10 protein-coding genes are annotated in these 13,750 nt (G+C 62.6%); 3 read left to right on the top strand and 7 right to left on the bottom strand.

What is annotated here, in order from left to right; genetic code table 11:
* Window positions 1-1,272, top strand: a complete 1,272-nt coding sequence (locus tag VHD36_24805) for an FAD-dependent oxidoreductase (protein HVU90565.1) — start codon at window positions 1-3, stop codon at window positions 1,270-1,272.
* A 34-nt stretch (window positions 1,273-1,306) separates the two neighbouring features.
* On the opposite strand, the gene VHD36_24810 is transcribed toward VHD36_24805, so the two are convergent.
* From VHD36_24810 to VHD36_24830, 5 genes are all read right to left on the bottom strand, one after another.
* The gene (locus tag VHD36_24810) at window positions 1,307-2,743 is read right to left on the bottom strand and encodes a DUF1501 domain-containing protein (protein ID HVU90566.1); all 1,437 of its coding nucleotides are present in this window, start codon (window positions 2,741-2,743) and stop codon (window positions 1,307-1,309) included.
* Window positions 2,740-5,943, bottom strand: a complete 3,204-nt coding sequence (locus tag VHD36_24815; protein ID HVU90567.1) for a DUF1553 domain-containing protein — start codon at window positions 5,941-5,943, stop codon at window positions 2,740-2,742. The genes VHD36_24810 and VHD36_24815 overlap by 4 nt, the downstream gene beginning before the upstream one ends.
* Before the next feature lie 79 nt (window positions 5,944-6,022).
* Window positions 6,023-6,910, bottom strand: a complete 888-nt coding sequence (locus VHD36_24820) for a sialate O-acetylesterase (protein ID HVU90568.1) — start codon at window positions 6,908-6,910, stop codon at window positions 6,023-6,025.
* A 192-nt stretch (window positions 6,911-7,102) separates the two neighbouring features.
* On the bottom strand, window positions 7,103-8,173 hold the full coding sequence (locus tag VHD36_24825) for a pyridoxal-phosphate dependent enzyme (protein HVU90569.1): 1,071 nt from the start codon (window positions 8,171-8,173) through the stop codon (window positions 7,103-7,105).
* On the bottom strand, window positions 8,170-8,979 hold the full coding sequence (locus VHD36_24830; GenBank protein ID HVU90570.1) for an SDR family oxidoreductase: 810 nt from the start codon (window positions 8,977-8,979) through the stop codon (window positions 8,170-8,172). The genes VHD36_24825 and VHD36_24830 overlap by 4 nt, the downstream gene beginning before the upstream one ends.
* Before the next feature lie 102 nt (window positions 8,980-9,081).
* On the opposite strand from VHD36_24830, the gene VHD36_24835 reads away from it, so the two are divergent.
* Together VHD36_24835 and VHD36_24840 are read left to right on the top strand one after the other, a co-directional pair.
* Entirely contained in the window at window positions 9,082-9,846 is a 765-nt protein-coding gene (locus VHD36_24835) for an IclR family transcriptional regulator (GenBank protein ID HVU90571.1), read from the top strand.
* 4 nt (window positions 9,847-9,850) lie between these two features.
* On the top strand, window positions 9,851-10,522 hold the full coding sequence (locus VHD36_24840; GenBank protein HVU90572.1) for an RraA family protein: 672 nt from the start codon (window positions 9,851-9,853) through the stop codon (window positions 10,520-10,522).
* Between the two features lie 194 nt (window positions 10,523-10,716).
* Here the strand turns inward: VHD36_24840 and VHD36_24845 are convergent, their stop codons facing one another.
* Complete coding sequence (locus tag VHD36_24845; protein HVU90573.1) at window positions 10,717-11,844, bottom strand: hypothetical protein; 1,128 nt, start codon at window positions 11,842-11,844, stop codon at window positions 10,717-10,719.
* A gap of 489 nt (window positions 11,845-12,333) precedes the next feature.
* Window positions 12,334-13,410 carry a dienelactone hydrolase family protein gene (locus VHD36_24850; protein HVU90574.1) on the bottom strand — a complete coding sequence of 359 codons (1,077 nt, stop codon included), beginning with the start codon at window positions 13,408-13,410 and terminating at the stop codon, window positions 12,334-12,336.
* Window positions 13,411-13,750: the final 340 nt, after the last annotated feature.

Consider the following 13,750-nt stretch of genomic DNA (forward strand, 5'->3'; position numbering starts at 1 on the left):
ATGTCCGCCGAAGATATTCCGCGCAGGCATTCCGACGTTCTGGTCGTCGGCGGCGGCATCATTGGTGTGTGCTGTGCGCGAGAGCTGGCGGAGCGCGGATTGTCGGTGACCATCATCGACCAGCGCGACATCGGCCACGGATGCTCTTACGGCAACGCCGGTTGGCTGACGCCCTGCTTTGCCCTGCCGCTGCCGATGCCTGGCATGCTGCTTAAGTCGCTCGGCTGGCTCACGGATCCCGACAGCCCTCTCTACATCCAGCCACGCCTGAGCTGGATGCTCGTGGCGTGGCTGTGGCGTTTCATGCGCTCGATGAAGACCGACCTCATGCAGCAATCGGTGCGCGTGCTGGTCGAATTGTCCAAGCAAAGCCTGGAAGCTTACACGCGGTGGGCCTCCGACAGTCAACGCAATTTCGGTTTTGAACAGAAGGGATTGTTGATCGTCGCCAACACCACGTCCGGCCTGGAAGCGGCGCTCGAAGAGTTGCGTTTGGTCTCGGCGCACGGTGTCGCGGGAAAACCGGTCGATGAACATGAAATTCGCCAATTGGAGCCCGCGATCACCGGCCGCGGAATCACGGGCGGAGTCTTTTTTCCGGACGAGGCGCACGTAAGCCCGCTGGCGACGGTCGAAATGGTGCGCGATCGCTGCCTGGCCCTCGGCGTTACCATTCTTCCGCGGACCGAACTTGTCTCGCTCGACGGCGACGGCCGGCGTATTGCGGCCGCGGCGACCTCGCGCGGGACATTGACCGCCGACAGCTACGTGCTGGCCACGGGGGCGTGGTCCCACGATCTGGCGAGGAAAGTGCGCGTGAAGGTGCCCGTCCTTTCGGGCAAGGGATATTCGCTGACGATCGCGCCGCCGGATCCCGCGCCGCGGATTCCGATCATGCTTATCGACAAAAAGGTGGCGGTCACGCCTCTGCCGCAACACACCAAGCTGGCCGGCACCTTGGAATTGGTGGGTGTCGACGAAACAATCACTCAACGTCGCGTCGCAGCGATCGTCCGCGGTGCGCGGCAGTTTCTCACGATCCCCGAGCGGCCCCCTGTGGTCGAACTGTGGCGAGGGTTGCGTCCTTGCACGCCCGATGGCGTGCCGATCGTCGGTCGACCGAGCCGGTTCGACAACCTGCTGCTCGCCACGGGGCATCAAATGCTCGGGCTGCAGACGGCGCCCGCGACGGGTCGATTGCTGGCGGACGTCATGCTGAATACGACACCGCTGGTCGATCCGGCGCCCTTCGCCCCGCAGCGCTTCGAATGATCGTCTCCGTCGAGGGCCGGTCTGACGCGCGTGGCTAAACGAGAATCGAGGACACGACGCTTCCGTGTACGTCGGTCAGGCGGAAGTCGCGGCCTTGAAAACGGAACGTCAGCCGTTCGTGGTCGAAGCCCAGACGATTCAAGATCGTGGCGTTCAGGTCGTGGATATGGACTGGATCGCGCACGATGTTGTAGCCAAAATCGTCGGTCTCGCCGTGTACGATGCCAGGACGGACACCGCCGCCGGCCAGCCACATCGTGAAGCATCGTCCGTGATGGTCGCGCCCGTAATCATCTTGTAGCCCTCCCTGACAATAAACGGTGCGGCCGAATTCACCTCCCCAAACGACCAGCGTGTCTTCCAGCAAGCCGCGCTGCTTCAGATCCGTGATCAACGCCGCCTGAGGCTGGTCGATATCGTGGCATTGCTTGGGAATGTTCGACGGTAGCGCGCCGTGGTGGTCCCAACCTCGGTGAAAGAGCTGCACGAAACGTACGCCACGTTCCAGCATGCGCCGGGCCAGCAGGCAATTGCTGGCAAAGCTGCCCGGCCGGCGTGCTTCGTCCCCGTACAGAGCGAACGTCGCCTCGGGCTCCATCGAGAAATCGGTCAACTCAGGCACCGACAACTGCATGCGAAAGGCCATCTCGTATTGCGCGATGCGCGTCGTGATCTCCGGATCGCCCGACTCGGCGAATTGCCGCTCGTTCAGCCGGGCAATGCCGTCGAGCATCTGCCGCCGCAAAGCGCTATCGATACCCGGCGGGTTCGACAGATAAAGAACCGGATCGCCTGTGCTGCGCAACTTCACTCCTTGATGGCTGGTGGGCAGAAACCCGCTGCCCCACAGACGCTCGAGCAATCCCTGGTTCGAGTCTTTGCCGCTGCCGTGCGAGATCAGCACGACGAACGCCGGTAACTCTTCGGTTGCCCGGCCAAGGCCGTAGCTGACCCACGATCCCAATGACGGGCGGCCGGGCTGTTGCGAGCCGGTCTGAATGAACGTAATGGCCGGATCGTGATTGATGGCCTCGGTGTGCACCGAGCGAATGACGCACAGCTCATCGAGCACGCGACTGGTATGGGGGAGTAGCTCGCTCAGCCATGCGCCTGAACGACCGTGACGCGCGAACGTGAACTTCGGCGCCACGACCGGAAAGCTGGCCTGGCCCGAGGTCATGCCGGTGAGCCGCTGCCCTTGCCGAATCGAATCAGGTAGTTCCTTGCCGTGCAAATTGCGCAGCTCGGGCTTGTAGTCAAACATTTCCAACTGCGAAGGCCCACCTGACTGGAACAAATAGACCACGCGCTTCGCCTTGGGCGCGAAGTGCGGCTGCTGGCGCGCTTGTGACGATGCCAGCCCATCATCGGCAAGGAGCGACGCTAGCGCTGCCGTGCCGAGGCCGGCGCCGCTGCGCCGCAGGAACTGCCGGCGCGAGAGAGCGAGCATGTCGTTTATCGGCTGGCTCATGTTTTGGAAATCGCCTCGTCAAGATTCAGAATCATGCTCATGACCACGGTCCAGGCCGCGAGATCAGCCGTGTCGAGCCCTGCTTCGCGCGGCGCTTTTCCCACCGACAACAACCCTTCGGCGCTTGCCGCGTCGCCACGGAATCGAGCGAGCGCTTGCTCGTGGGCGGCCATCAGCAGTTGCGTCTCCTCCGCCTGCGGCGCGCGCGACAACACGCGGCGGAACGCGAATGTCACGACTGCGCTGGGGTCTGCGGCTTGCCGCATCGCCGACTCCGCCAGTTTCCGCGAAGCTTCGACATACGTCGGATCGTTGAGAAGATTAAGCGCTTGCAGCGGCGTATTGGTCGACTCGCGATGAACGATGCACGTTTCTCGATCAGGGGCATCAAACGATTGCATCGCGGGCGGCGGGCAAGTCCGCTTCCAGAACGTATACATGCTGCGCCGATACAGTCCAGGACCTTCGTCCGCCTGGTACTTTTCGCGACGCTCGACCGAAACGTCCTCCCACAGTCCTTCGGGCTGATAGGGTTTGACGCTGGGACCGCCGACGTGCTCGTGCAGCAATCCGCTGGCGGCCAGGGCGCAATCGCGAATGACCTCGGCCTGTAACCGGCCGCGGGGGCCGCGTCCCAACAGCCGGTTCGCCGGATCGGCCGCCAACTGTGCGGCGCTTGCCCGCGACAACTGCCGATATGTCGCCGACAACACGATCTGCTTGAGGATTTCTTGCTGATTCCAGCCGGTGCGTACCAATTCGGTGGCCAGCCAATCGAGTAGCGCGGGGTGACTGGGCAGCGAGCCTTGGACGCCGAAATCCGCGCTCGTTTCGACCAGCCCACGGCCGAAGAAAATCTCCCACCAACGATTCACGGCCACGCGCGCCGTCAACGGATGCCGCGGATCGACCAACCATTGGGCCAGGCCCAACCGATTGCGCGGCGCGCCGGAGGGGAAAGCCGACAAGGAAGCGGGCACATCCGCCGAGACTTCTTCGCGAGGCTGATCGTATTGGCCGCGATGGAGCACAAACGTCGAACGGGGCGGCGTCATCTCTTGCATGACCATGACGCGGGGCATCGACCGCTCAATCTCCTCCACTTGAGTCTTCAAGGTTGTCAGGTCCGTCTGCAGTTGCCGCCACCGTGGATCGACTTGTGTCAGGTAGTATTGCGCCACTTGCGAACGCTGCTCGTCAGTGCGCTCGGCGGCGTCCGTCGACAAAGAACGCTTGAGTTCGATCAGATCCTGGCCGGTGGACAACTGAACAACCTGGTCCGCGGACAGCAAAGTATCGTAAATCTGCAGATCGTCGATCAGGCCTTTGAAATACGCCGAGCCCTGTCGTTGACCGATACGAAGAGATTCGTCGGTGTGAATCGTCTCGGTCAGCTTGTCGAGGACTACGTCGGTCTCCTGCCGCTGGCCGTCTACATAAATCGCGACGCCGGCCGCATGTTGGTCGCCGTCATAGCAGACCGCGATATGGTGCCAGGCGTCGGGGGATATTGCCTGCTTGGTAATCACCTTGATTCCATTGTCCGGCCAATGGTGGACGAAGTGACTCGCCACCTTGCCCCCTTCGAGGATCACGTCAAAGCCGCGAAAGGCCTGGGCATCGTCCATTTTCGAGAGCACCGCCATGGCCGCTCCTGGCTTGGCTTGCACCCAGGCAGAAAGTGAGATCTCTTTCGCCGGCGCAGTAAAGCTGTCCAGCTCCGCTCCTGCATGGCCATCGAACCATTGGGCCGCGCCGATCTTGCCTGGCTTCAGGACGGTGTTGCCCCGAACGGTGTTGCCCTGAGCCGCGCCCGACGCGGCGTCCTCGCTAACTTCCCCCAACGGCGCCGCAACGGCTGTTGTCGGCTCGTCAAAACTCCTGTGCAGGATCAAACCGGCGGGAACAAACGCCTTGATTTGCTCAGGCGAAAGCGTCTTCTCCCACGCGCTCGCTGCCGTCGCCGCATGGGCGGCTCGCTCGTCGCGCGCTTGCGCGAGCGACTGACGCCGCTGCTCCAATTCCGCTAGCCGCGCACTTTGCTCCGCCGAAGGAACAGCCACGACCGGCTCCGGTAGCTTGTTCTGGCTGTAGCTCACAATGCCGTCGGGCACGTTGGCGAAAAACGCCGAGAAGCTGTAGTAGTCTCGCTGCGAGATCGGATCGTATTTGTGGTCGTGGCAGCGGGCGCACTGCATCGAGGAGGCAAGGAACGTCGTGGCGGTCGTGTGAACGCGATCGGCAACGTATTCGACGCGGTACTCCTCCTCGATGATGCCTCCTTCGGTCGTTAACACGTGATTGCGGTTGAATCCCGTGGCGACACGTTGGGCAAGCGTGGCCTGCGGCAGCAGGTCGCCGGCCAATTGCTCGGTGACAAACCGATCGTAAGGCATGCCGCGCGCAAAGGCGTCAATAACCCAATCGCGCCAGGGCCACATGGTGCGCGGCTCGTCGTTGTTGTAGCCGTTAGTGTCGGCATAGCGCGCGATGTCGAGCCAGTGCATGGCCATCCGCTCGGCGTAGCGAGGCGACTTGAGCAAGCGATCGACCACATTCTCGTACGCCTGGACACCCTCGTCGGCGACAAAGGCGTCCACTTCCTCGGGCGAAGGGGGCAGACCGGTCAGGTCGAGCGTTACGCGCCGCAGCCACGTCGTGCGATCCGCTTCGGGCGACGGCTTAAGTCCTTCGGCCTCGAGACGTTCGAGAATGAAATCGTCGATCGGATTGCGCGGCCAATCGGCTTGTCGCACGTGCGGCAGTGCCGGGCGTTCGGGCGGGACAAACGCCCAATGCCCGGTATACGGCGCTCCGGCCGCGATCCAGCGGCGCAACACATCTCGTTGGGCGGGAGTCAGCGGGTTCTTCGCTCGCGGCGGCGGCATGACGACGTCGTCGTCCGCGGCGTCGATACGGCGCACGAGCTCACTGGCGCCGGGATCGCCTGGCACGATGGGGATCGCGCCGCTATCCGCGGCTTGAATCGCTCCTTCGCGCGTATCCAATCGCAAGCCGGCCTCGCGCGATCCGGAGTCCGCACCATGACATCGGCCACAGTGATTCAGCAAAATCGGTCGTACATCCCGCTGGAAATCGGGAGCCTCGCCGGCGCACGCCCCGTTACAGAGCGCGAACAGCAAACCCGCGCCGCATCCCGCGCGAAGTGCGCTTCGCAAGAACATCGATCTTAAACCCATGTGCGTTTCACGCTCGGAGTGGGATGGCCCGCAGCGATCTCTAGGCACCGGACCTCGACGCCAAGCATTTTAACAGACTCTACTTTGCCTTGGGTGGCGCGCCTTCTTTCAACTTCAAGTAAGCGCTACCCAAGCGTTCGCCGATCAAGAGTTGGCTTTCCGTGGGGAAATGGTGGGTGTTGACGTTGGGCAGGTCGTCGCTCGAGATCCAGGCGGCGTGCGGATCGCCCGACGCGACCTGCACCTGCGCCGCTCGCACGGCATTCATGGCCGCCGGCGAGGGCATAGTCGATTTGCTGCGCGCCAGCACGAAGGGCGTCGTGGGAGTGCCGAAGTCGGCGCGGAGTTGAGCGATCAGTTGCCTGAGATTCGCTGCATATTGCTCCTCGGTGGCGCCACTGAGGGCATCGTCGATCCCCTCGTCCCAGACAAATCCAGCGATCTGCCATTTCTTGCCCTTGGCGGTGAGTTCAGCCAAACGGCGGTTCACGAATTTTGCCCAGCGCCCGTAGTAGTCAGGCGATGCGGTCGTCGCGTCCTTATTCGTCCAGGGCCACTGCGGGCCTTTGGGAGGAACCGGAATGTTATTCGCGACTTTGATGATGGCGATGTCGCGAAGACCGTTGGCGTAGAGCGTTCTTGCGAAACCCACCTCCGGGCCGTGCACAAAAAAGGGGGGATCAACCTTCGAGAACGAAGCGCCGCGATGGCCGCGAATGTCGCCCCAAGCGTAACTCAACGGGCTATCGGGATCGAAGACGCAGCCATACGTGAACAAAGCGTTGCGATCCGCGTCGGTTTGCAAGCCGGCGCCTGCCAGATCTTCCTTGCCCGTTCCGGCCACGATCGAATCGGCCGCTGCCATGTTCGATTGGCCCGCGAAAAGAAACACCAGCGTCTCTGCTCGCGCGGGAACGCATGTCGAAAACGCAATCACCGCGATCAGCAGAGCGTGTGCTCTACTCATGAGATCACCTCATTGCAATTGCGCGTGTTTTCGCCCAGCGTGATGCGCGGAAGCGTATCTTTTGAGCGCGAACGAGCCTTCCTATCCGACCGGCTCGACCCGTTGAGAAGGAGACGCAGTGCATCCATTTTCGATCGCAATGCAAAGAGGGTCAATCGTTTGGTACGAGCCTTGGTACAAGCCGATCGCTGCTCACCACGGAAGTTCGGACAGTTCGAGCAACGGGCACTCGGGGCCGGCCATGTTGGCCAACGACGGCGAATCCTTGAATGCCGAACCGGTGAGCAGGCACACGACCGTTTTCTCGGGTGCGAGCTCTCCGTTTCGTGCCGCCCTCAGCGCCGCAACCACCGACACGGCCGCGGCCGGCTCGCAAAACAGGCCTTCCTCGCGCGCTAGCCGTCGCTGCGTTTCATAAACTTCCCCATCTTCGACCAGGTGGCCGGTGCCGCCGCTCGCACGGCAAGCGCGAACGACTTCGTCGCCATCGAGGACACTCGGGACCTGCAGCCCAGAGACCTTGGTTGTGCAATTCACGGCGACCGCCTGCGCGGTCCCTTCACGCAGCGGCGCAGCGATCGTGGCGTTTCCGCGGGGTTGCACGCACTCGATCTTCGGCATGCACGCCAGTTCTCGTTTCTCGACGCACTTTTGAAATCCGCGGGCGACGGCCAGCGTCAGCCCGCCGCCGCCGGCCTGGCAAAATACGTGGTCCGGCGGCGACGGCAATTGTTCGGCCAGCTCAAAGGCAATCGTCTCCACGCCGGACATACCCGCGGGGCTATAGCAATAGGCGCTGATCTCGAGCGCCGCATTTGTCTGCGATGCCAACTGCTGGAGATATTCGAAGACACGCGTTGTCAGTTGTGGGTCAACGCCGAAACCACGCACCCGGATCAACTGCGCACCGTAGGCCTGCATCTGCAGCAACTTGCCCGAGGGCGCGCCTTCGACGATGGCGATGCGGCATTCGATCCCGGCCCTGGCACAATAAGCGGCCAGCGCCGCGCCGGTGTTGCCGCTGGAAGTCGCCACGCAGGCCTGTTTTCCCTCGGCGACCATTTTCGAAACCGCCACCGCGGCGAAGCGGTCTTTGTACGATCCCGAGGGGTTGGCCGCTTCGACCTTGAACCACAGATTCGCGAGTCCCGCGTCGGGCCCCAAGCGGCGCGAGCGCACGACGGGCGTGTTCCCCTCGCCGAGCGACAAACGGCTTTTCTCCGGCACGCTGTCAATGCGATCGGCCCAGCGCCAAAGGCTCATGGGAAGTCTCCCGGCAATTGCTTGGCGCATAAACTCTTGGGCATATGCTGCCGCTGCCAGCCGCCATCGGCCGTCAAGGTGGTCGCGGTCAGGTAAGAAGCGTCCTCGCTGGCGGCGAAGGCGATCAGCCGCGCAATCTCGACCGCCGTTCCCCAGCGGCCGAGCATAATCATGTCCTCGCTGTACTGGCGCGTCAGTCGCGAGGCGTCCTCGCCCTCGCCCTCGGGATAGTCGTTACTCATTTCGGTGTCGATCGCGCCGGGGCTGACGGTGAGGACGCGAATGCCGCGCGGTCCGTACAGCGCCGCCAGTTCATACGTCAGCGATTCCAGCGCGCCCTTCGCGGCGATGTAGGCCGGGCTGATGCCCGCGACTTGGCGGGACATCATGCTCGATACGTTGATGATCACGCCGCTGCGCCGCTGTTCCATCGAGGCCGCGGCCCACCGCGCCAGGAAAGCGGGCGTCGTCAGGCAAATCCTCAGCGTGCGTTCCCAGCTTTCCAGCGTGATGTGCCGCATCGAGATCAACTCTCGCCAGGCGGCGTTGTTCACCAGCACGTCGATCCGGCCGAACTCGGCGATCGACTGCTCGACAATCTGCCTGGCGAAGTCGAGATCGGCCAGGTCGCCGGCCACGACGCGCGCGCGCCGGCCCGATTTCTCGATCGAATCGCGCACCCGGTCGAGCGCCGCGCGATCGCGGGCCGTGATGGTCAAATCGTATCCCCGCGCGGCCAGCTCAAGGGCCGTCGCTTCGCCGATCCCGCGTGACGCGCCGGTCACGATGGCAACGCGTGCAGTCATGGCCCCTCCTCGCAAATCCACCGCGTGGCGCGGTGCTGAAAACAATCCGTGGTGAAGGCGCGCGGCTTGTGTTCCATATTGCGGAATACTATATTCTAAATAATGGAAAGCACAACCGTCATCAAGGCGCTCGGACTGCTCGAGGCGCTCGCCACGACCGAGCGCGGCCGATCGCTGGCCGAGTTGGCCGTCGAGATGGGCCTGCCCAAGCCCACCGCCCATCGACTGCTGAAAACGCTGTCGATCGCCGGTTATGCCAGCAAAGCCGATCCCGGATTCTATCGAGCGGGGCCGGCGCTCGACCGGCTCACGTCGCGCGGTACTGACGACGCGCTTCGCGACGTTGCGCGTCCGATCCTTGGGCACCTCCACAAGGTCACGCGCGAGACCGTGAATCTGGGAGTGCTGCGTCAGAGAGAAATCGTCTACCTGGCGGTCCTCGAAAGCCCGCAGCCGCTGCGCCGCGTCGTGGAAGCGAATTCGAGCGATCCTTTTTATTGCACGGCCCTGGGCCGCGCGATCGTCGCGCAATTGCCGAGCGCGCAAAGAGAGTACCTGCTGTCGTCCATCAAGATGACGCGCCGCACGGCCAAGACGGTCGTAAAGCGGGCAAGCCTGGCGGCGATCCTGGACGAAGCCCGGCGGCAAGGCTACGCCATCGAAAGCGATCAGACGGACGTCGGCGTGACTTGCCTGGCCGCTCCGATTTTCGACAGCCGTGGTGTGAGAGCCGCGCTGAGCCTCAGCGTGCCGAGCCCGCGCATGACAGGCGAGCATGCCGATCGCTGGCTGGCCCTGGTACAGAGTAGCGCGGCGAAAATCTCCAGGCTCCTCAAATCGAGAACGCCTCGCACGCCCCGAGGATAGACCTATGACCAGGCTCGATAGCCACGGCCAGATTTCCCTGTCGATGCTCCGCGAACGAATCTATAGCGCCGTCGTCGCCGACGCGCTCGATTCGTTGGGCTTCACTCATCAATCGCCACGGGTCGAGTTGCGGCCGATCACCACCGATATGGTCCTCGTCGGTCGGTGCAAAACCACCCTATGGGCTGATATGGCGCACGAAGATCCGCACCCCTACGAGCTGGAATTGCAGGCCGTGGATGACTGCCAGCCGGACGACGTCGTGATCGCGGCCGCGGGCGGGTCGATGCGGTCGGGGATTTGGGGGGAGCTGCTCAGCACCGCCGCACGGAATGCGGGTTGCGTGGGAGCCATCGTGGATGGCGCCGTGCGCGACTCGCGAAAAATGCGCGACATGAGTTTCCCCGTGTTCGCTCGCGGCACTTGTCTGTACGACAGCTTGAATCGCCAACGCGTGATCGATATCGACGTGCCCGTCGAAATCGACGGCGTCCGCATCTGTCCGGGCGAGCTGGTCATCGCGGACGCCGACGGGATCGTCGTTATTCCGCGATCCGCCGAGGAAGAAGTTCTCGCACGTGCCTGGCAGAAACTGGATGCCGAAAATCACACGCGCGACCACATCATCGCCGGCATGAAGGCGACCGAGGCCTATAGGCGATTCGGGGTTCTATAAATCCCTGAGCCTGCAAAAGTTCGGGGAAGGCTCTGTCGGATTTGCGAATCCGTCACCGCAGACCATCGTTGCGCGCGGCGCGCTCCGCGATCAATTGAGCGGGGGGAACGCCAAGCCGTACTTGCGCGCCAGGGCCTCGGCATCGACGCCGATCGGCGTCGATACGAGACGGCGTTGCCCGCCAATATCGCCGGTCACTCCTGGGCACTCGTATACAAGAGGTCATCCCAAAACACATCCTGGCTGTTGCCGTCGATCCAGGAGGTGACAATGCCAAAGCGGTCGAACTTTGCGCCACGCCGCTTGTACCCCGCTGGGAGATCAAACACGCCCTGATTGCCGTCGAGTGTCACGGTGATCCTGCCATTATCCCCCGCGCCCGCTGGATCGTATTCCAAGCTCCAATCATGGCTCTTGCCGTCGGGATAGATCGCTGGAAAGTCCTGTACGCGGCCGAACGTGCTTCCACTCCCCTTCGCCCGCAGCACTGGGTAGAACCGGAATCCTTCGCTACTGGGCCCTTCGATATGAATGCCCAACACGCTCTCTGGAACGCCATCGCTTTGTGAGTCGTTTGATCGCATGCTGTCGATCGAGTTGTAGAAGCCGAAGAGAGCGGTGCTGTCGCTGACGCCCCGGTCCAGCGCAATCTTGCCAGATGCTTTGAGCGGCTTGTCGAGTGTCAGCGGACCCACTCGGTCCCCGTAACAAGCCATTTTTTCAGGGTAGCGGCAGTCGCCACGAAAGATCAGCCCGCCAAGTTCCCCCTTCCCTTCTCCACCCGCAAGATTCGTCTCGCTAAAGCCAAAGTCAAAGCGGGGACGGACGATCCTGGCCGAAGTCGATCGTCGGTTATTCCGCTGGTCCCATTTCGGATCCTTGATGAAGTTTTCGGCCGGGGCGCTGTTGACGGCGATATCGTCGAACCAGGCTTCGGATCCGGAATCGGCGCTCTTCATCACGTTCAATATGCCGAAGCGATTAAACGTGGCGCCATCTTTCTGGTGTGAATCTTCAAGATTGCAAATGGCCATACTTTCGCCGATTGTTGCCGTCACCATTCCCCGTCCGTTGTTTCCCTGCGGGTCGTAGTCAAGTGTCCAGCGCAGCGGTTGATCGCACGGAAATCCAATCAAGTTGCTGCGGTCCGTTTTTTCATCGGTTACCGAAGGGAAAGGAGTGGTATCGCCGCCGGCGCGCCATTTAGACGTGCAGTATTCCACATACGCAAAGAACTTGTCGCCGCGCCCATTGAGCCGGATCGCGATCGTATTGGGCGTGCGCCATTCGTTGACCGTTTCCGAATTGAAGAATCCCAACAATAGATGCGTTCCACCCTGGCCGATGCTCAGCGTGCCCGAGGCGCTGAGCGGCTGGCGAAGATCCTTTCGTTCGATCGCTTTGCCAAAGTACGCGATTTGACCGTCTGGAGAGATAAAGCCACCCATCTCGCCGGCCGCGGCGCCCCCCGCGTGGCGAGTGTCGGCGCTGAAACCGAAATCCTGACGCACCAGCCGTGCGTCGCGCGTGCGCGGTGGCCGGTTGTTGACTCCCAGCCAGCCAGGGTCCCGATCGAAGGACTCCGACCTCATGGTCATTTCCGTCGCAGAGTCACCAGGCTGGGTTGTGTCTCTCGCCGCGAGAATTACGCCGGCGATCGCCGCAATGACGAACAGGGAGATTTTCATGATCCGATCCTCTTCGAAGTGTCGTTGGCAACGTTCTCCTCCCCGGCGGCAAGCTGTTCGAAAAGCGGCTCGTCACGCAGATCCAACGAGCGGAGAGGAGGAATGCGATCACGAGCACACTGGTCATTGGCCCGACACTCTCGATGCCGCAGGCGTTTCGACGTTGCGCGTCCGCAGCGACAACACGGGCGGCTGGCCCGAAGGCACACCGGCCGACTCGCTCGTGGGCGCGGCTTGCGACTCGTCGCCGGCCACGTAGCGATTCAAAAATGCCAGCGACAGGCTTTTCACGATCACGTCAGCCACCGCCCGGTCGACGTGCTCTTCCAACATCTTGTCGGTGCGGACCAGTCGCGCCAGGCTCGTGAAGGCGGCGTTGTTAAAGCAGAAATGCGATCCGCCTTCGATCGTGGCCAGAAACGCCGGGCCGCCCAGGCTCTCGAAAAGCGGCAACTGGTGCTTCTCCAGCGGCAGGATCAGGTCGTGCGTCCCGGCGAAGACCATCACCGGAATCTTGATTTCGGCCAGGCTCTTGGGCGACAGCAGCGGCGGACCGACCGGGGCGTAGGCAATCACCGCCCGCACGCGCGGGTCGGGATGCGAAAAGTCCCCTTGTTCGAGCTCCTTGCCGAACATCTTACGCGCCTCCTGGGCGTCAACCGTGGCGCCGGCCAGCACCATCACCGTGTAGCCGCCAAAGGAGTGGCCCGTCGCCCCGATTCGCTGCGGGTCGATGTGCTGGTAAAGCCGATCCGCGGCGTTGCCGTTGCGCTCGAGCATGCGGTCGATCACGAACGAACAATCGTGCGGGCGATCGATGCCCGACTGGATGCCGCCGAGACCGCCGGCGTTATCGAACACGGTGTTGAACTGATGGTCGGGGGCGACCACCACGTATCCGTGGCTGGCCCAATGTTCGGTCAGATACATCGACTGTTGCCGGGTTGCGCCGGCGCCGTGCGAAAAGATGACTAGGGGAAACGCTCCCTCGGCGCACGGCGCGTCGCGCTTGGTGCCGGTCGAGGTATCGCCGGAGGCTCGCGCCACGGGGTACCAGACATCGCTCGTCAGACGCCGGTTATCGCGCGACGCGTCACGCAGATCGAGCCGCGACATGCCGACGGCGTATTCGCCTGGAGCGTCGGGCGCGGCCTGGACCGTGGCCGAGGCGAAAAGGATGGAAAGCAGGACCGAATTCATGGCGCGGGCTCGAAGGGCGGGAAAGACAAAGGCAGGACAAGCGGCAGGCGTCATTGTAATCGCCGTTCGCCGGCGGGACACCGAGTCAATGCGAAGGTAGTGGGCGAGCAGCGTGTGATACGTTGACAAACAAAAACGTTCCCTCTCCCTTCGGGAGAGGGTTAGGGTGAGGGCATTTAAGGCCGAAGCCGATTGCCGAACCCCTCACCCCGGCCCTCTCCCAATAGTGTTCGGTTCAAGATTTGCTACGGGGGTTTCGCTGTGGCGTGATGTTTGGCGATAGCTTGCTCAAGTTCGTCGAGTGTGGCCCAGCCGCTGAGGTAGTGGCAGAGCATTTCGT

The organism is Pirellulales bacterium, assembly GCA_035546535.1.
Taxonomy (GTDB): Bacteria; Planctomycetota; Planctomycetia; order Pirellulales; family JACPPG01; genus JACPPG01.